General features: G+C 35.5%; 18 protein-coding genes and 1 pseudogene. 13 read left to right on the forward strand and 6 right to left on the reverse strand.

What is annotated here, in order from left to right; translation table 11 throughout:
- The first annotated feature begins 125 nt into the window (after positions 1-125).
- The gene (locus tag VF726_RS20680) at positions 126-1,526 is read left to right on the forward strand and encodes an HD domain-containing protein (RefSeq protein WP_440171681.1); all 1,401 of its coding nucleotides are present in this window, start codon (positions 126-128) and stop codon (positions 1,524-1,526) included.
- Positions 1,527-1,717: 191 nt separating this feature from the next.
- Here the strand turns inward: VF726_RS20680 and VF726_RS20685 are convergent, their stop codons facing one another.
- Entirely contained in the window at positions 1,718-2,482 is a 765-nt protein-coding gene (locus VF726_RS20685) for a DUF1836 domain-containing protein (RefSeq protein ID WP_071759364.1), read from the reverse strand.
- Positions 2,483-2,741: 259 nt separating this feature from the next.
- On the opposite strand from VF726_RS20685, the gene VF726_RS20690 reads away from it, so the two are divergent.
- Both VF726_RS20690 and VF726_RS20695 read left to right on the forward strand, forming a co-directional pair.
- A complete protein-coding gene (locus VF726_RS20690; RefSeq protein WP_063259931.1) occupies positions 2,742-3,191 on the forward strand; it encodes a hypothetical protein in 450 nt (149 codons plus the stop codon).
- Complete coding sequence (locus VF726_RS20695) at positions 3,179-3,487, forward strand: YxcD family protein (RefSeq protein WP_000447755.1); 309 nt, start codon at positions 3,179-3,181, stop codon at positions 3,485-3,487. Before VF726_RS20690 ends, VF726_RS20695 begins: the two co-directional genes overlap by 13 nt.
- Positions 3,488-3,511: 24 nt before the next feature.
- Here the strand turns inward: VF726_RS20695 and VF726_RS20700 are convergent, their stop codons facing one another.
- The 4 genes from VF726_RS20700 to VF726_RS20715 form a co-directional block, all read right to left on the reverse strand.
- On the reverse strand, positions 3,512-4,747 hold the full coding sequence (locus VF726_RS20700) for an NAD(P)/FAD-dependent oxidoreductase (RefSeq protein WP_440171684.1): 1,236 nt from the start codon (positions 4,745-4,747) through the stop codon (positions 3,512-3,514).
- Positions 4,744-5,076, reverse strand: a complete 333-nt coding sequence (locus tag VF726_RS20705) for a (2Fe-2S)-binding protein (protein ID WP_440171686.1) — start codon at positions 5,074-5,076, stop codon at positions 4,744-4,746. The genes VF726_RS20700 and VF726_RS20705 overlap by 4 nt, the downstream gene beginning before the upstream one ends.
- On the reverse strand, positions 5,073-5,345 hold the full coding sequence (locus VF726_RS20710) for a (2Fe-2S)-binding protein (protein ID WP_048525929.1): 273 nt from the start codon (positions 5,343-5,345) through the stop codon (positions 5,073-5,075). The genes VF726_RS20705 and VF726_RS20710 overlap by 4 nt, the downstream gene beginning before the upstream one ends.
- Positions 5,346-5,419: 74 nt before the next feature.
- Positions 5,420-7,081, reverse strand: a complete 1,662-nt coding sequence (locus tag VF726_RS20715) for a sigma-54 interaction domain-containing protein (RefSeq protein ID WP_440171688.1) — start codon at positions 7,079-7,081, stop codon at positions 5,420-5,422.
- 181 nt (positions 7,082-7,262) lie between these two features.
- Between VF726_RS20715 and VF726_RS20720 the strand changes: the two genes are divergently transcribed.
- From VF726_RS20720 to VF726_RS20750, 7 genes are all read left to right on the forward strand, one after another.
- Positions 7,263-8,438, forward strand: coding sequence for an NAD(P)/FAD-dependent oxidoreductase (locus VF726_RS20720; protein WP_440171690.1), 1,176 nt, complete (start codon positions 7,263-7,265; stop codon positions 8,436-8,438).
- Positions 8,435-9,472: a proline racemase family protein gene (locus VF726_RS20725; RefSeq protein WP_440171692.1), complete on the forward strand. Its 1,038-nt coding sequence runs from the start codon at positions 8,435-8,437 to the stop codon at positions 9,470-9,472. Before VF726_RS20720 ends, VF726_RS20725 begins: the two co-directional genes overlap by 4 nt.
- Complete coding sequence (locus tag VF726_RS20730) at positions 9,469-10,410, forward strand: proline racemase family protein (RefSeq protein WP_440171694.1); 942 nt, start codon at positions 9,469-9,471, stop codon at positions 10,408-10,410. The genes VF726_RS20725 and VF726_RS20730 overlap by 4 nt, the downstream gene beginning before the upstream one ends.
- Positions 10,411-10,433: 23 nt before the next feature.
- Entirely contained in the window at positions 10,434-11,330 is an 897-nt protein-coding gene (gene dapA, locus VF726_RS20735; protein ID WP_440171696.1) for a 4-hydroxy-tetrahydrodipicolinate synthase, read from the forward strand.
- A gap of 18 nt (positions 11,331-11,348) precedes the next feature.
- The gene (locus tag VF726_RS20740) at positions 11,349-12,833 is read left to right on the forward strand and encodes an aldehyde dehydrogenase family protein (protein ID WP_440171698.1); all 1,485 of its coding nucleotides are present in this window, start codon (positions 11,349-11,351) and stop codon (positions 12,831-12,833) included.
- A gap of 130 nt (positions 12,834-12,963) precedes the next feature.
- On the forward strand, positions 12,964-14,454 hold the full coding sequence (locus VF726_RS20745) for an alanine/glycine:cation symporter family protein (protein WP_248139305.1): 1,491 nt from the start codon (positions 12,964-12,966) through the stop codon (positions 14,452-14,454).
- 102 nt (positions 14,455-14,556) lie between these two features.
- Positions 14,557-14,922, forward strand: coding sequence for a carboxymuconolactone decarboxylase family protein (locus tag VF726_RS20750; protein WP_440171700.1), 366 nt, complete (start codon positions 14,557-14,559; stop codon positions 14,920-14,922).
- A 66-nt stretch (positions 14,923-14,988) separates the two neighbouring features.
- On the opposite strand, the pseudogene VF726_RS20755 reads toward VF726_RS20750, so the two are convergent.
- Positions 14,989-15,069: pseudogene (locus tag VF726_RS20755) on the reverse strand (HD domain-containing protein); the annotation flags it as partial.
- A gap of 70 nt (positions 15,070-15,139) precedes the next feature.
- On the opposite strand from VF726_RS20755, the gene VF726_RS20760 reads away from it, so the two are divergent.
- The 3 genes from VF726_RS20760 to ppaC all read left to right on the forward strand — a co-directional run bounded on the left by VF726_RS20760 (position 15,140) and on the right by ppaC (position 17,596).
- A complete protein-coding gene (locus VF726_RS20760; protein ID WP_440171702.1) occupies positions 15,140-15,643 on the forward strand; it encodes an N-acetyltransferase family protein in 504 nt (167 codons plus the stop codon).
- 196 nt (positions 15,644-15,839) lie between these two features.
- A complete protein-coding gene (locus tag VF726_RS20765; RefSeq protein ID WP_440171704.1) occupies positions 15,840-16,505 on the forward strand; it encodes a lytic polysaccharide monooxygenase in 666 nt (221 codons plus the stop codon).
- A 161-nt stretch (positions 16,506-16,666) separates the two neighbouring features.
- A complete protein-coding gene (gene ppaC, locus VF726_RS20770) occupies positions 16,667-17,596 on the forward strand; it encodes a manganese-dependent inorganic pyrophosphatase (protein ID WP_001975669.1) in 930 nt (309 codons plus the stop codon).
- Positions 17,597-17,629 lie beyond the last annotated feature (33 nt).

A 17,629-nucleotide genomic window follows, 5' to 3' on the forward strand; every position in this document is an offset into this window, starting at 1 on the left:
TAATAATTCGAGGAGAATAAAAATATAAATATTCTCTTAACACTTAGACAGGTACTTCACTTTCAAATAACGAATTATAATGTTAATAAAATTTTATGGAAAATTAACGTGATGAAGGTGAAAATATGAAAAAAGTATTATTAGAAAAGGCCTCATATCTACATAAAGAAGAGTTAGAACAATTACATAAAGCTATATTAGTTTCTGAGAAAGCTCATGAAGGACAATTTCGAGTTTCAGGTGAGCCGTATATTACTCATCCATTTGCAGTTACTGAAATTTTGTTAGATTGTAAGGCAGATATTATAACTTTAGTTGCAGCATTACTACATGATGTGGTGGAGGATACAGATTACACAATTGAGTATATACGTGATATATTCGGTAAAAAAGTGGCTGATATTGTAGAAGGGTTAACTAAAATTGATAAAAAACAAATCCCTAATAAAGAAGAGTATGAAGCAATAAATTTAAAGAAATTATTGTTAGCTACACAAGGAGATATAAGAGTAGCTATTATAAAAGTAATAGATCGTCTACATAACATGAGAACTTTACAGGTGAAAGCTGTAAAGAAACAAGTTCCTTATGCAAATGAAACACTCAAAATTTTCGCTCCGATTTATAAAAGGCTGGGGCTATTTCATATTCAACACGAGTTAGAAGATTTAGGTTTTTATTATCTAAATCATTCTAAATATAAGGGAATGAAAATTCTTTTACAAAATTATGTTAAGTTATTAGGGGGTTTGTCTCAAAATATAATGCGAGATATAAATACTTTTCTAAATACATCTTTAATATTTGAAGTTGATTATGAAGTAAGCCCTATTTATACAGCTTATTCTCGTCTCCAAGATATTCAAGACATTACAGCAGTATCAAAAATAATTATCACGGCCTCAAATAATTTAGACTGTTATAAAATATTAGGAATTATACATCAGCTATACAAACCAATTCCATATCAATTTGAAGATAATATAGCAATTGAAGGTGATGTATTAAACAAATACTTAAAGACCAAAGTGGTGATCAATAACCATGAAATAGTGATATGTATTGAAACAAAAATAAATCAGGAGATACGATATAAAGGGGTATTTCATATTCTTACAAAAAGTATAACTGATAAGGGGATGCAAAATATAATTCATAAATTGATGGATCATTTTATTAAGACAAATGATCTAGTAACTCAAGATGCGATTGAATTTTATGATTTAGTATCATATGAACTATTCCAAGATAACATTGTAGCATTTACTCCTAAGTTAGATTCCGTGAACTTACCGCAAGGTTCTACTGTAATCGATTTTGCTTTCGCATTAAACCCTGAGAGTGCTAAGTATATGTCAGGTGCTAAAGTTAATGGTATAAATAAACCGATAACAACGAATGTTTCACATCTAGATATTGTTGAACTTGTGGTAACTGAAAACATAAGTAATGTAAGACAGGATTGGTTAAATTTCGCTAATAGTTCAAAAGCTCAAATCGAAATTTATAAAGAGTTACAAAGATGAATGGATTAAATTTATTGAGAAAACCTGTTCGAAATTTAATAGAATGAAATGATCATTTTTGAATTAATAATAGGCGATTATGATTTTTTATAATTATTACCTAAAAAAACAACCATCCACCTGTTATATATTTAGAACAGGTGGATGGTTGTTTTCATTATTAAAAATAGAAGCATTTCTGCTTCTATTTTTTACGGTTTCACATCTAAATTTTGTAAAAATAAAGTTGCTGTTACGTAACGTTTCGCTAACATTTGTACATAAGCGGTATGCACAGATAATGTGGCGATAATAATGGCGTTACGAATCGCTTCACGTTGCTCGTTATTAATTTGATCAAACTTGCTTGCGATTTTATCAGCTTTTTCTTTTACGATGTTTTCAATTGTATGAACTGTATCTGTTGCATTTAATTGTAAGCAATTCCCTTGATTAAGTTCTTCAAATAGAGAAGAGTATGCTCCGTATAAATGAACAGGATTGATTAAGTCATCACTTCGATCGGCTGGGTCATTTACGATAAGGCGTAATAGCTTACGAATGGATTCAAAATCAAGTGCTGTTTTTAAATCTTCAACAATGAATAGTAAGGCTGCTTGTTCAATTGAATATTTTTTCCCTTTTTGAGGAGAGCCAATCATTTCTTTTATATCTCGTTTCACCCAGTTTTGCATGGCCGTTACTGAAAAACTTGTATTTTCAATCTGATTACCAAGCGCAACGATTTCATTTAATGAAAAACCGACGTCTGTATCATCAATTTTAATCAGTTTTTCAAAAATAGGTGAAAGTGCGGTAGTAATAAAAGCAGTTACGCTTTGTCCGCTTTCAATATCTTTTTTATGTGTCTTTGCCCAAGCTTCTTGTAAAATACCGAGAGGCTTTTTCGTATTCCATCCTCTTAATGATAGAAGAAGGGTAGCCATTTCGTTTCGTGTGAGATGAAATGTTTCCATCTTTTCACCTCCAAAAATAATAAAAAGTTCTTATGAACCTATAATATGTTTTGTTTCATTTAAAGTCAATTCTGTTTTGCTTAATTTTTCCTTTGTCACCAAACTGTCGGAAGTAAATAATACTTGCATATTTCGACAAAAGTTCATATAATAAGTTCATAAGAACCTTTAAAATGTTCTTAAAAACAAATCTATCATTCTGAATTTAGTAGAAAGGTAGATTTCACATATATCTATATAAAAGGAGAATGGATATAATATGTTGAAAAAACTTGTAGCAGTCATGACAGCATTCATGGTTATCTTTGGAGCTAGTAGCTTCATGTTTGTAGATCACGCAGCAGCGAAGAGTTACAAATCTGGTAAAAAATCATACACACCAAGTTCAGGTCAAAAGTCAAAAGTTGATTTGAACAAAAAAGATAATAACGTGAATTCACAAAAAACAACAACAGATTCAAAAACAAAAGCAACAAACACAGCACCAAAAAGTAATAAAGGAAGCTTTATGAAAGGTTTATTACTAGGTGGTCTTGGTGGTTTACTAATGGGTAGCTTATTTGCAAATATGGGAGCTCTTGGTTCTGTATTAGCGTTTATGGTAAATATGTTAGTAATGGCTGGTATCGTAATGTTAGCAGTGCGTGCATTTAAATACTTCAAAGACCAACGTAAGAAAAAGGAAGATGAAGTAGCATGGAAACAATAAAAATTTCCGAACAAGAACTTATCAATGCGCTTTGCGTATATATCGCTGAAAAAAGACAAGTCGGTCCAGAAGAAGTTTTAGTTGAACTAATGTATGACGATGACTACGGTTTCTCTGCTGAAGTAGAGGTAAATGGTCGCAAACAAATTTTAATTCAAGCGAATTTAATCGAAGCACTACGCTTATTGCTTGACAGAGAATATAATGTCAATTCATTTGCAGCAAGATTACAACTTGAATTAGATGATGAAGAAGGCATTTACGCATTAGCGAAATTTAATAACTCAGATGAGTAGGAAAAAGAGCTGTTGAGAGTAATCTCAGCAGCTCTTTTTAGTATGTGCATATGCCAGGGAATAATCACGCCAAATCTCATTCATTTTCTGTCTACCGATATCAACACCCTGGTTAAATTGAATGGCGGCTTGATGACGTACGGTATGTACATATTGGATCGCTTGTTGTAAATGTTCTTCAACAGCATGAGCTTTTTTATTTGCTTGTTTTACGATTGAATATCCAGCAACAGTTCCTTGTGCCATTGCGATTTTCCCGCTTTCAATGCCAGTTATATTGCCGGCTACAAATAAACCGAGAAGAGGGGTTTCCATTGTTTCGGAATGCAGTGGAACGTGCCCGCCTAATTCCGGAATGTAACGGAAAGGGCAGCCAGCTACAGCAGCCAGCTCAGCAAGAGGGTATAAGCCACCAGCAATACAAACGAAGTCTGCCTCATATATTTGTTCCGATCCAGTTATGATGTTTCCTTTCGTATCAATATTGGCAACGCGTACACCTTCAACTTGATCTGTTCCGATAATTTCTAGAGCTGCTTTTCGTAGGTGAAGAGGTGTGCCGTTTATTTTCATACCTTTATTTGGATAGAAGTTTAATCCAGCTTGTTTCACCCAATTATATTTCATCAATCGACTACCTATACGTAATAAAGGTGATGGGGCAAGGTGGGCAGCATGTAAGAGAGAATTTAAAACTTCTTCTGGTTCACCAGCCTTTTGACTTAATTCGCTTTTTTCAGGGAGTACGATATGTTCCACTTTAATTCCCGCTAATTGTAATTCATTTAAAATAGCAAATGACAAAATGTTAGCACCAATAATTACTCCTTTTTTCCCAACTTGAACGCGATGTACATTTGTCATTACTTGTGCGGCCCCGATTGACATAACTCCTGGAATTGTCCAACCAGGAAGGGGAATGGAGTACTCAGCAGCGCCAGTAGCAAGTAAAACGAAAGGTGCTTCTAACGTACCGATATTCGTATGTACGAACCAAGAACTTTCATCTTTATCTAAATTATAGACGGAAACACCGCAGCGAATATCAACTGAAAGTGATTGTGCTTCTTCTTGAAGGCGTTTTGATTCTTCTATCCCGTTCCACCATTCTCCAGTAGGTTCTTGATGTAATTGACCGAGTAATCTTCCGCCAGGCTTCATAAATTCATCAATAACAAGTACATTCAGTCCAAATTTAGCGCAAGAGATGGAGGCTGATAATCCTGCTGGTCCAGCACCGATAATAATGACATCGTTCATTGTTTTTTCACCATCTCTCTCACGATATTTGGGTGCTGTTTGCCGCTGTCAATAATCATATCTTTTTCTACAACAGTTAAGCATGCTCGTACGTACGTTTGATTATTTACTGTGACGCGGCACTCAGAACAATGTCCAATATTACAGTAAATACCTCGCGACGTCCCGCTATCTTCATGCACTCTTAAAGTTCTTATTCCGTTTGCAAGTAAAGCGGCCGCAATCGTTTCATGTTCATATGCTTCATATTGTTGTCCGTTAAATTGGAAAGTAATGCGTTTAATACTATTTAAACTTCCTAATATAGGGTGATGGGTAATTCTATTCATTGATTTTCACCTACCGCTCCAAAGGTAACTGCGCGCACAGGTGGTTGATATTTTAATGGGATTTCATTAGTAGTTACGTCAGGATTTGCACTTTCAATCATTCGATCTATCATCATTCTACATGTGCGGCCACCGCAAAATCCCATGCCAGCACGTGTTCTTAGTTTTAATTCTCTTGCCGAGCATTTATATTCAGCAATTGTCGATTGAAGTTGACCGTATGTAACTTCTTCACATCGACAAACAATTAAGTGATCTTTATTCGTCATATGAATTCCTCCTCTAGTTCGGTTTGCACAAATTATATAATGCAAAAACTATGCCAATATAGAGGAGGGAAGATTTATTGTAACCCAAGTTTTTTTAAACGGTTATATAAGGTAGCCCTCGTAACACCAAGCTGTTTCGCGCATTCTAATTTATTCCCATTTAATATGCGTAAAGCCCTCTCAATGACTTTCTTCTCATGTTCATCCATCTCTTCTTGCAAAGAGAGTATCGTATTATTGTTGCTGAGTAATAGAGAATGAGCCGTATGATTGTCTAATGTTTCAGTTGTATGGAATGGTAAATATTCTTGTTTTATAATACCGTCAGTCGCAAATACGACAAGTCTTTCAACAACGTTACGCAGCTCGCGAATATTACCTGGCCAATTGTAATGAAGCAGTTCATGCATAATGCTGGAAGGTAAATCACGAATTGGTCTGGTATAGTTGATTGAAAAATCGTTTAAGAAAGAATAGGTTAATTCAATAATATCCTCGCGTCTTTCTCGCAGTGGTGGAATATGCAAGCTAACTACATTTAGTCGGTAGTATAAATCTTCTCGGAACGTACCTTTTCTCATTTCTTCTTGTAAATCACGATTTGTAGCCGCGATAATGCGGAAATTAATATGAATTTCTTTTTCTCCACCAACACGGTAATATTTTCGTTCTTGTAGTACACGCAAAAGCTTTACTTGCATATCGAGCGGCATTTCTCCTATTTCATCAAGGAATAATGTACCGCCTTGCGCGAGCTCTATTTTACCTTTCTTACCTTTACTATTTGCACCAGAAAACGCCCCACGTTCATACCCGAATAATTCACTTTCAAATAAAGCTTCTGGAATGGCGCCGCAGTTAATTGAAATGAAAGGTGCCTTAGCTGCTTCGCTTGCTTCATGTATTGCTTTCGCGAATACTTCTTTTCCAACCCCACTTTCTCCGAGTATTAAAACAGTTGATTTCACCGAGCAAACCTTTCTAGCTAATTGTATCGTTCTTTGTATTACAGGGCTCTTTCCATTCATCGCAAGGAAAGGGTCTGATTCATCTTTATATTTTGCGACCTCTTGTTCTAATCGGTGCATTTCATGTGACATATTAAATAGCTTTTCATTTAAAGCGACTTGATTTGTAACATCAGTTTCTGAAACGACAGCACCGATGATTTCATCGTTACAATACACTGGATTTGAATTAATTAATACAAACAAATCTGGACGAGGCTGATGGAACTGAGCGATTATGCTTTTTCCGTCATGTAATGATTGTAAGATCTCCAAATCTTTATAGTCAAAAAAGCGAGTGATAGGTTGTCCAATAATTTCATTATGATTGACTGAAAAAATTTTTTCGGCGCCATCTGTCCAAGTTTGAACGCATTCTTTATCATCGATCACTGTAACGGAAGAATCAGTTGTTTGTATTACGGTGTTATAGAAAGATTGTAGTTCATTGTAAGACTTAACTAGAAACGGGATGATTTGCTGAGCCGTTATACAGCATATAGTCTCTTTATTTTCGTTTATTACGATAACGGCCATTTCATGAGAAAACGCGTCAATTAAAGCGGTAAATGAATCATCTTTGTAAATAACTGCACAGTTGTATTTTTCTGTAGTAGAAGGGTGGTAATAATACTTTTCGTTAACTTGCTCGATATGTTGCATGCTGTTTGTATGATCAATGGATAAAGTTTTTAGAAATTCTTTTATTGTGGGAAATGAGAATGCCATATTGTCCTCCTATTATGTATAAAAATTTTGACAGTGATAAAAAAATAATACACCTATTTACGATAAATTTAAAATATTTTTACAAATAAAAATATTATTTATAAAAAGTGTATATATGTAGAGTTGGCACGTCAATTGCATAAAAGAAAGTGAGGGATTAAAAAGAAGGGAGGGGTGCTACGTGAGGCACTGTGACGTTTTAATAATAGGCGGTGGTATTATAGGCTGTTCTATCGCTTATTACACATCAAAATATGGAAGAGACGTAACAATCATTGAAAAAGGAGAATTTGTCAGTGGGACGTCTTCACGGTGTGACGGAAATATTTTGGCTATTGATAAAGACCCAGGGTTTGATAGTCAAATGTCATTAGTTAGTCAAAAATTAGTAACTGATTTAAGTGAAGAGTTAGAGCACTCATTTGAATATAGGGCACCAGGAAGTATTCTCGTATGTGAGTCGGATGAAGAGATGGAAGCAGCGCAGCAATGGGTAAATCGTCAAAAAGAAGCTGGATTGCCGTTTCGAATGCTTGATAGACAAGATATAAGAGCAGAGTCACCATTTTTCGCGGACGATTTATTAGGCGGGTTAGAATGTGCAACGGATTCGACAGTAAATCCATATCTTCTTGCTTTTTCACTTCTTGCAGAATCGAAGAAATTTGGTACGAAAGCATTTAATCATACGGAAGTAAAAGAAATGAAAAGAGATATAGACGGTTCCTTTATTGTAGAAACGACAAATGGGACGTTTACTGCGAAGCAAGTAGTAAACGCAGCTGGTGTGTGGACTCCGAAAATCGGAGAAATGCTTGATGTAAATATCCCAATTGAACCGAGAAAAGGACATATTATTGTAGCTTCAAGGCAACAACACGTTGGTTGCCGTAAAGTAATGGAATTTGGTTATTTAATTTCTAAATTTGGCGGAAAACGAAAAGTGGATGCTTTAACTGAAAAATATGGGGTAGCTCTTGTATTTGAGCCGACAGAAAGCCAAAATTTTTTAATTGGTAGTAGTAGAGAGTTTGTAGGATTTCATACGAGGATAAATAACGAGGTAATTAAATGTATTGCGAATAGAGCAATACGCTTTTATCCGAAAATGGCGGATATGATGGTGATTCGTTCATACGCTGGATTACGTCCGTGGACAGAAGATCATTTGCCAATCATTTCACGTGTGGAACATATCCCGAATTACTTTATAGCAGCAGGGCATGAAGGGGACGGCATTAGTCTTGCCGCAGTTACTGGGAAAGTGATTGAAGAGTTATTAAATGAAAAAGAAACAATCATTCCTATTGAACCACTTCGTTTGAGTCGTTTTACAGAAAGGGTGTTAAACGGATGAGGTCACAAAGAGTCTTTACGACAATTGATACACATACGGGCGGGAATCCAACGAGAACATTGATTAGCGGACTGCCAAAGTTAATTGGAGAGACGATGGCAGAGAAGATGTTACATATGAAAAAGGATTATGACTGGATTCGCAAATTGTTAATGAATGAACCGCGTGGTCACGATGTAATGTCAGGAGCATTATTAACGGATCCATGTCATCCTGAAGCAGATATTGGTGTTATTTACATAGAAACAGGTGGATATTTACCGATGTGTGGTCACGATACAATTGGTGTATGTACAGCTTTAATTGAGTCAGGTTTAATTCCAGTAGTTGAACCAATTACTTCGTTAAAGTTAGACACGCCAGCCGGCTTAGTTGAAGTGGATATCTTTGTTCAGGGTGGAAAAGCGAAAGAAGTTTCTTTCTGTAACATACCAGCATTTTTACTGAAACATATTACCGTACAAGTCGAAGGAATTGGAACTGTTAAAGCAGATATTGCGTATGGAGGAAATTTCTATGCCATTATTGATGCGAAGTCAGTAGGTTTAGAGTTAGTACCGGAAAATGCATCTACAATTATCGATAAGGCAATTCATATTAGGAATATCATAAATGAGAAATTTGAAATCATTCATCCGCAACATACGTTTATTAGAGGATTAACTCATGTTGAATTTTATACAGACCCTATTCATGAAAGCGCTAACGTAAAAAATACAGTTGTCGTTCCGCCAGGAGGAATTGATCGTTCTCCATGTGGTACAGGAACATCAGCAAAATTAGCTGTATTATACGCAAATCAAAAAATCGAGATGAATGAAGAGTTTATTCACGAGAGTATCGTTGGCTCTCTATTTAAAGGAAGCGTCATCAATACGACAAATGTTGAAAATATTGAAGCTGTCGTAACGAAAATTACAGGTTCAGCCTGGCTTATGGGTATGCATAGATTTTTTTACAATGAAAAGGATCCACTTAAAGAAGGCTTTTTGCTAATTCCGCCGATGGAACATGAAACGGAGGATGTAAAATGAACATTCAAAAAATGTATACAGCAGTAGACGTACACGTAAATGGCGAGGCATTTCGTGTAATAAAAGATGTACCATGCAAGTACTACTACAATTTAGAACAATTAAACGAACAATTCTTAGGTGAATTAGCAGATGAAATGCAGCTTTTATTAAATGAACCGCGTGGTTTTATCGGTTTAAATGGATGTATCGTCGTTCCTTCTATTCATTCGGAAGTCGATGCAGCTGTATTATTTTTTAATCATGAAGGATCAATTCCTCTCCACTACGGTGGTATTGTCGCAGTCATAACGATGTTACTAGAAAGCGGATATTTAAAAAAGAGAGAGACGAATCAATACAAAATCGAAACGTTATCTGGCATATTCTCAGTCTATGCGTATGTAGAAAATGATGAAGTTATATCTGTTTCGTTTGAAAGCAAACTATGTTATATGATTGAGAGGAATTTACAAGTCGGTAATTTAAGTTACTCTCTCATACAGGCAGATAAAGTCTATGCAGTTGTAGAAAAAGGTGCGTATTCGCCAGAAATTCGTATTGAAAACATTTCTGAATTGAAAAAATGGGGGGAAGCTACACTACAAGCTATACAAAAACAATCACTTATAAAAAGACTTATTTTAGTAGATTCTTCGCAGAAAGAAAAGAACCATATAAAGTCGATTACATTTCATGAAGATAACTTCATCGTACGTTCGCCAGGGTTTGTCTCTACTATTGTGTCTTTTGTTCATACATTATTTAAAAATGATTATATAGCGGATAAACCTTTTATAAATGAAAGTATATTTAATAGCTTTATAACTGTTGAAAAAGTGAAGAAGGAAGAAACAGGTTATATTTTCCGTTTTGAAAGTAGAGGGTTTATTACAGGGATGCAGACGTTTCTATTAGACCCTACAGATCCGTTTCCGACAGGATTTTTATTAAAATAAAATGGTTAAAGGGAGAGATAAATATGAAAAAAATTAAAGGGGCATTTCCAGTATTAATCACACCGATGGATGAGTTGCAAGAAATTAATTGGAACGGTGTAAAACAAAACGTAAACTATTTTATTGAGCAAAAAGTAGCTGGCATTATTATTAATGGAAGTACAGGGGAATTTGTTAGTTTATCAAAAGAAGAACGATTTAAAATGGTAGAAACAGTATTAAAAGAAGTTGATGGACGTATTCCAGTTATTGTTGGAACTGCAGCAGAAACGACGAAAGAGACAATTGAATATACGAAACATGCCGAAGCACATGGAGCGGATTGCGCATTAATTATTAACTCGTACTATTGTAAACCGAAAGAAGAGGAAATTTATTTTCATTTTAAAGAAATCTCAAACGCTGTAAATATACCAATTATGTTATACAATAACCCGTTTACATCTGGTGTTGATATGAGTACGGAGCTCATGCTACGTATTGGAAAAGAATGTGAAAATGTTACACATATTAAAGAATCTAGCGGGGATATTCGAAAAGCTAGAGATTTAGTAAGACAAGGCCAAGGTGCTTTTCAAGTATTCTGTGGATCTGAAGATTTAGTTATGGAATCTTATTTAGTTGGTGCGACGGGATGGGTTTCGGTGGCCGGAAATATCGTACCGGGACTTGTTACGAAAATGTATGAGCATTTCCAAAATGGTGAATTAGAAAAAGCTTGGGAAATTAACGATGCTATTTTACCACTTTGCGAGTTTCTTGAAGGATCAGGAAAGTATGTACAAATCGTTAAACGCTCAATGGAATTACACGGGCAAGCTGGAGGGCCTTCTCGTTATCCGAGACTCGGATTAACTGAAGAAGAAGATCAAAAACTTCAAATGATTATTTCAAAAATTGCAGCTCATGCAGCTGTTTAAATAAGGAGGAGAGTCTATATGTTAACGACAAACATTGAGCTGAGACCGAAAGTGAAAGCGTTTTTAAATGAAGAAATTAAAATGTTTATAAATGGTGAATTTGTTCCTTCCATTAGCGGAAAGACATTTGAGACATACAATCCAGCAACAGAAGATGTTCTAGCTGTCGTATGCGAAGCACAAGAAGAGGATGTTAATGCAGCAGTAAAAGCAGCAAGAACTGCATTTGAATCAGGACCTTGGGCGGAAATGACTACCGCTGAAAGAGCGCATCTTATTTATAAAGTAGCAGACTTAATTGAAGAGCATGGAGAAGAATTAGCGCAGTTAGAAGCTTTAGATAACGGGAAACCATATCAAGTAGCACTAGATGATGATATTGCAGCGACTGTAGAAAATTATCGTTATTACGCAGGATGGGCTACAAAAATTATTGGGCAAACAATTCCGATTTCAAAAGATTACTTAAATTACACGCGCCATGAACCTGTTGGGGTTGTAGGTCAAATTATTCCTTGGAATTTTCCGCTTGTTATGTCTTCTTGGAAAATGGGAGCTGCACTAGCAACTGGTTGTACAATCGTATTAAAACCAGCAGAACAAACGCCTTTATCATTATTATATACAGCGAAGCTTTTTAAAGAAGCAGGTTTTCCAGATGGTGTAGTAAACTTTGTTCCAGGTTTTGGTCCTGTAGCAGGAGCTGCTATCGTAAACCATCATGATATTGATAAGGTAGCATTCACAGGTTCAACAGTTACTGGAAAATATATTATGCGTCAATCTGCAGAAACAATTAAACATGTAACGTTAGAACTTGGTGGTAAATCACCAAATATCATTTTAGAAGACGCTGATTTAGAAGAAGCGATTAATGGGGCATTCCAAGGTATTATGTATAATCACGGCCAAAATTGTAGTGCCGGTTCTCGCGTGTTCGTTCACCGAAAACATTACGAAACAGTCGTAAATGAACTAGTGAAAATGGCGAATAACGTGAAACTTGGAGCAGGTATGGAGAAGGAGACGGAAATGGGTCCGCTCGTATCTAAAAAGCAACAAGAGCGTGTGCTACATTACATTGAACAAGGAAAAGCTGAAGGTGCTACTGTTGCTGCTGGTGGTGAGCGTGCATTTGAAAAAGGTTATTTTGTACAGCCAACGGTATTCACAGATGTTACTGACGATATGACGATAGTTAAGGAAGAAATATTTGGGCCAGTTGTCGTTGTACTTCCATTTGATTCAACAGAAGAGGTCATCGAAAGAGCAAATCGCTCTTCATACGGACTCGCTGCGGGCGTATGGACACAAAATATTAAAACAGGACATCAAGTTGCCAATAAATTAAAGGCAGGAACAGTATGGATCAATGATTATAATTTAGAAAATGCAGCGGCACCATTTGGTGGATTTAAACAATCTGGTATCGGTCGTGAGTTAGGATCATATGCGCTTGATAATTACACAGAAGTGAAAAGTGTCTGGGTAAATATTAAGTAATAGAGAATCTAACTGTTAATCAATAGAGGCATGAAATAATGAGAGATACGGACAACTGTAAGGTTTAATAATAGTTGTCCGTTTTCTTATATATAAAATAGCTTTCAAAAGAATGATAAGGGGGATTTGGATGGAGCAATTAGTAGAGTGGTTAGTAGGGCAAGTATGGAGTATTGGGTTAGTGATTTTTGCATTAGGGGCAGGTGTGTATTTTACAATCGCAACTCGTTTTCTACAAATTCGTTATTTTAAAGAGATGATTAAATTATTATTTGAAGGGAAGAGCTCGGAGACGGGAATTTCATCCTTTCAAGCATTTTGTTTAGCTTTATCAGGTAGGGTTGGAATAGGTAATATTGCAGGGGTCGCGACAGCTATCGCTTTTGGCGGACCTGGAGCTGTATTTTGGATGTGGGTAATGGCTCTATTAGGAGCAGCGAGTGCATTTGTTGAATCAACATTATCTCAAGTGTATAAAAGTAAAGTTGGAAATGAATATCGTGGTGGTACACCATACTTCATTGAAAAAGGCTTAAAAATGAAATGGTTTGCAGTTATTGTAGCGGTCGTTGTAACACTTTCATATGGTGTTTTACTACCTGGTATTCAATCTAGTAGTATCGCAGTTGGATTTGAAAACTCTAACGGTATTAGTAAATATATAACTGGTATATTGTTAGTCGTATTATTAGCAGCGATTATTTTTGGCGGTGTAAAGAGAATTGCTGGCGTTTCACAAATGCTTGTTCCATTTATGGCAATTGGTTATGTAATTGTTACATGTATCGTATTAATTGCGAATGTAACAGAAATTCCAAGTATGTTCTCTTTAATTTTCTCTAGTGCTTTTGGTGTAAATGAAATGTTTGGCGGAATTGTCGGTGCAGCAATCGCATGGGGTGTAAAGCGCGCTGTATTTTCAAATGTAGCTGGCGTTGGAGAAGCGACATATAGTTCCGCTGCTGCTGAAGTATCCCATCCTGCAAAACAAGGGTTAGTTCAAGCGTTTTCTGTATATATCGATACAATTGTTGTATGTACAGCGACAGCTCTTATGATTTTAATAACAGGTATGTATAATGTTATACCTGAAGGAAAAAGCGCTATTGTAAAAAATATAGGGAATGTAGATGCAGGTCCAATTTATACACAACAAGCAGTTGAAACTGTTATGACGGGATTTGGTCCAATATTTATTTCAATCGCAATCTTCTTCTTTGCATTTACAACTTTGCTTGCTTATTACTATATCGCTGAAACGACACTTACTTATTTAGATCGTGAGCTGAAACGTAGCTGGTTAAAACCAGTTTTAAAAATTGGATTTTTAATTATGGTTTACATCGGTAGCGTAGAATCAGCTTCGCTATTATGGAATCTTGGTGATTTAGGAATTGGTAGTATGGCTTGGTTAAATCTAATTGCGATTCTACTACTAAGTAAAATCGCATTAAAAGTGTTAAAAGATTATGAAGCACAGAAAAAAGAAGGGAAAAATCCGGTATTTGATCCTAAAACTGTAGGAATTGAAGGTTTAACATTTTGGGAAGAGAGAAGTAAAGAGATTGAAAGGAAAAATTATAAAGAACAATCAGTATTGGATGATAGTCTGAAATTGTAGTTTAAATAAACTGAATATTCATTCTTTTAAACGAGGTATATTGCCTTCTTTTCATCACATACTACAATAGGTACACATAATGAGAATGGGGGTAATAATAAGATGGAACACGAACAATATAGTTCAGTAAATGATGTTTTACATCATTATAAAGAAGGAATCGGTAGTTTTACAAACCAAATTCCTGAAATTGCTGAAACATATAATGCATTCACGCAAGCTTGTTTTCAAGAGGGCGCTTTAACAAAAAGGGAAAAACAACTTATCGCATTAGGAATTAGTCTAGCAACGCAAGATGAATATTGTACCGTTTATCATACAAAAGGCTGTCTTGACCAAGGGTGTTCAGATAAAGAAATTCTGGAAGCGTGTGGTGTATCAGCAGCATTTGCTGGTGGAGCTGCAATGAGTCAAGCGGTAACTTTAGTACAGGAATGTTTAAGTGAACTGAAAAATCAAAAGCATTGAATAGAAAAAACGTTTTAAACTTTATGTTTAAAACGTTTTTTATGTGAAATTAAATTTGTATGCACTTTAATATTCTATGTCTTTATATATTGATTTCTCTACATCAGAAAGAATTTTGTATATGCTCTTACCAATTATAGATTCTAATAATTTCATCTTAGTATTTCATTGTTCCTTCGTTTAAAATTGATACAATGAAACAAAAGGGGGATTAGTAATGCAAAATGTAGTAATTGAAGATATTAAGCAAGTAAAAGATGATGTGGAAGAGCTTTCTAACCTTTTGAAAACGGTTGTAGATGATGGGGCTTCAATTGGTTTTTTACCTCCACTGGAACAAAAAGAATCAGCGAAATATTGGGAAACTGTTTTAGCACCAGAAGTGCTCTTGTATGTTGCTAAAATAAATAATGAAGTGGCAGGGAGTATTCAATTACATTTAGTTACAAAGCCTAATGGGATTCATAGAGCTGAAATTTGTAAGTTGATGACTCATCCCAACTTTAGACGTAATGGCATTGGACGTTCACTTATGCAAAAAGCAGAGGAGCGAGCGAAGCAAGAAAACAGGACTCTTTTAGTGCTAGATACGAGAGAAGGAGATCCTTCGAATGGATTGTATAAATCATTAGATTATCAAGAAGCTGGAAAAATACCAGAATACGCAATTTCTCCAAATGGTAATTTAGATGCAACAGTTATTTATTATAAATTTTTATAGCTATTATGCTCAAATTCAAATAAAACCGCTATATTTATCTAGCTGTGCTATTTGGATTTGTTTAATGTACTAATTGAATTTGAGAAAGTTTTTAGAGGGTTCTTTTCATTATGCTCCTCGACTTATAATGAATGTAGAGAAGATGACTAGGCAACTATAGTTATTTTCGCTTTATTATGGGAAAGGGGATGATGTGATGAAAACGAAAGGTTTACAGAAGGTGAAGAAAGTTATATTAAGTGGTGGCATATTACTTACGGGATTGTTAACTTTCGGTTTTTCAGAAAAAGCTTCCGCTCATGGATACGTTGAATCACCAGCAAGCCGTTCTTATTTATGTAAGAAAGGGGTAAATGTAAACTGCGGACCAATTCAATACGAGCCTCAAAGTGTAGAAGGAATAGGTGGATTCCCGCAATTAGGACCTTCTGATGGACAAATTGCAGGAGCTGGCCATTTCCCTGCTTTAGACGTTCAAACAGTTGATAGGTGGAAGAAAGTTACGTTAAACGGCGGCGCGAATACATTTAAGTGGAAACTAACCGCACCTCATAGTACGAAAGAATGGAAATACTATATTACGAAAAAAGATTGGAATCCAAATAAACCATTATCACGATCTGATTTAGATTTAGTACCATTTTATGTGAAAAATGATGGGGGAACTAGACCTGGAACTTCGGTAACACATGAAGCAAACGTACCAACTGATAGAAATGGATATCACCTTATTTTAGCTGTTTGGGAAATTGCGGACACTGGAAATGCGTTTTATCAAGTGATAGATGTTAACCTTGTAAATAACGGTTTAGCATCGCGTTTCGCGCTAAATCATGTAGTGCAAGTTCCTACCTTATTTTAAATAAAGTATACATTTCGATCATCTAATTCATTTTAGATGATCTTTTTTACGAAAAACGATGAAAAATATAGAAGAAAGTGCAATTATTTATAAAAAAATGGGCTTTAAATATTGTCATATTTGCTTCTTTAAGATATCCTTTTCATGAAGAGGTGGAAAACATGGAAAAAGTACTAGTTTTCGGGCATAAAAACCCAGATACAGATGCAATTTGTTCTGCAATTGCTTATGCAGAATTGAAAAAAGAATTAGGAATGAATGCTGAGCCTGTACGTTTAGGCGAAATCAGCGGTGAAACTCAATTTGCGTTAGACTATTTCAAAGTAGAAGGACCGCGTTTTGTTGAGACAGTAGCAAGCGAAGTGGACAACGTTATTTTAGTTGACCATAACGAGCGTCAACAAAGTGCTAACGATATCGAATCAGTTCGTGTGTTAGAAGTTATTGACCATCACCGTATTGCTAACTTTGAAACAAGCGATCCTATTTACTACCGTTGTGAGCCAGTTGGTTGTACAGCTACAATTTTAAACAAAATGTACAAAGAAAACGGCATTACAATTCGTAAAGAAGTTGCAGGTTTAATGTTATCTGCAATCATTTCAGATTCTTTACTATTCAAATCTCCAACTTGCACAGAGCAAGACGTAGCAGCAGCTCGTGAATTAGCGGAAATCGCTGGTGTAGATGCTGATAACTACGGCTTAGAAATGTTAAAAGCTGGTGCTGACTTAAGCGGAAAAACAATGGAGCAATTAATCTCTCTTGACGCTAAAGAATTCCAAATGGGTAATGCGAAAGTTGAAATCGCACAAGTAAACGCTGTTGATACAAACGACGTTCTTGTTCACCAAGCGGAACTTGAAAAAGTTATCTCTGCAGTAGTAGAAGAAAAAGGTTTAGACCTATTCTTATTCGTTGTAACTGATATCTTAACTAACGATTCTGTCGGTCTTGCGATCGGTAAAGCAGCAAATGTTGTTGAGAAAGCATACAACGTATCTCTAGAAAACAACACTGCTACTTTAAAAGGTGTTGTATCTCGTAAAAAACAAATCGTACCAGTATTAACAGAAGCATTCCAAGCTTAATTTTATTGCGTACAGATAAACAGCAAGGACAAG

The organism is Bacillus sp. Brlt_9, assembly GCF_051948935.1.
Taxonomy (GTDB): Bacteria; Bacillota; Bacilli; order Bacillales; family Bacillaceae_G; genus Bacillus_A.

Bases quoted from the DNA above. Each gene is read 5' to 3' on its own strand.
- VF726_RS20745 (WP_248139305.1), top strand. From the start codon at position 12,964: ATGGAGCAATTAGTAGAGTGGTTAGTAGGGCAAGTATGGAGTATTGGG.
- VF726_RS20685 (WP_071759364.1), bottom strand. From the start codon at position 2,482: ATGGAAACATTTCATCTCACACGAAACGAAATGGCTACCCTTCTTCTA.
- VF726_RS20690 (WP_063259931.1), top strand. From the start codon at position 2,742: ATGTTGAAAAAACTTGTAGCAGTCATGACAGCATTCATGGTTATCTTT.
- VF726_RS20710 (WP_048525929.1), bottom strand. From the start codon at position 5,345: ATGACGAATAAAGATCACTTAATTGTTTGTCGATGTGAAGAAGTTACA.
- VF726_RS20760 (WP_440171702.1), top strand. From the start codon at position 15,140: ATGCAAAATGTAGTAATTGAAGATATTAAGCAAGTAAAAGATGATGTG.
- VF726_RS20740 (WP_440171698.1), top strand. From the start codon at position 11,349: ATGTTAACGACAAACATTGAGCTGAGACCGAAAGTGAAAGCGTTTTTA.
- VF726_RS20730 (WP_440171694.1), top strand. From the start codon at position 9,469: ATGAACATTCAAAAAATGTATACAGCAGTAGACGTACACGTAAATGGC.
- ppaC (WP_001975669.1), top strand. From the start codon at position 16,667: ATGGAAAAAGTACTAGTTTTCGGGCATAAAAACCCAGATACAGATGCA.
- VF726_RS20765 (WP_440171704.1), top strand. From the start codon at position 15,840: ATGAAAACGAAAGGTTTACAGAAGGTGAAGAAAGTTATATTAAGTGGT.
- VF726_RS20705 (WP_440171686.1), bottom strand. From the start codon at position 5,076: ATGAATAGAATTACCCATCACCCTATATTAGGAAGTTTAAATAGTATT.
- VF726_RS20700 (WP_440171684.1), bottom strand. From the start codon at position 4,747: ATGAACGATGTCATTATTATCGGTGCTGGACCAGCAGGATTATCAGCC.
- VF726_RS20725 (WP_440171692.1), top strand. From the start codon at position 8,435: ATGAGGTCACAAAGAGTCTTTACGACAATTGATACACATACGGGCGGG.
- VF726_RS20715 (WP_440171688.1), bottom strand. From the start codon at position 7,081: ATGGCATTCTCATTTCCCACAATAAAAGAATTTCTAAAAACTTTATCC.
- dapA (WP_440171696.1), top strand. From the start codon at position 10,434: ATGAAAAAAATTAAAGGGGCATTTCCAGTATTAATCACACCGATGGAT.
- VF726_RS20750 (WP_440171700.1), top strand. From the start codon at position 14,557: ATGGAACACGAACAATATAGTTCAGTAAATGATGTTTTACATCATTAT.
- VF726_RS20680 (WP_440171681.1), top strand. From the start codon at position 126: ATGAAAAAAGTATTATTAGAAAAGGCCTCATATCTACATAAAGAAGAG.
- VF726_RS20695 (WP_000447755.1), top strand. From the start codon at position 3,179: ATGGAAACAATAAAAATTTCCGAACAAGAACTTATCAATGCGCTTTGC.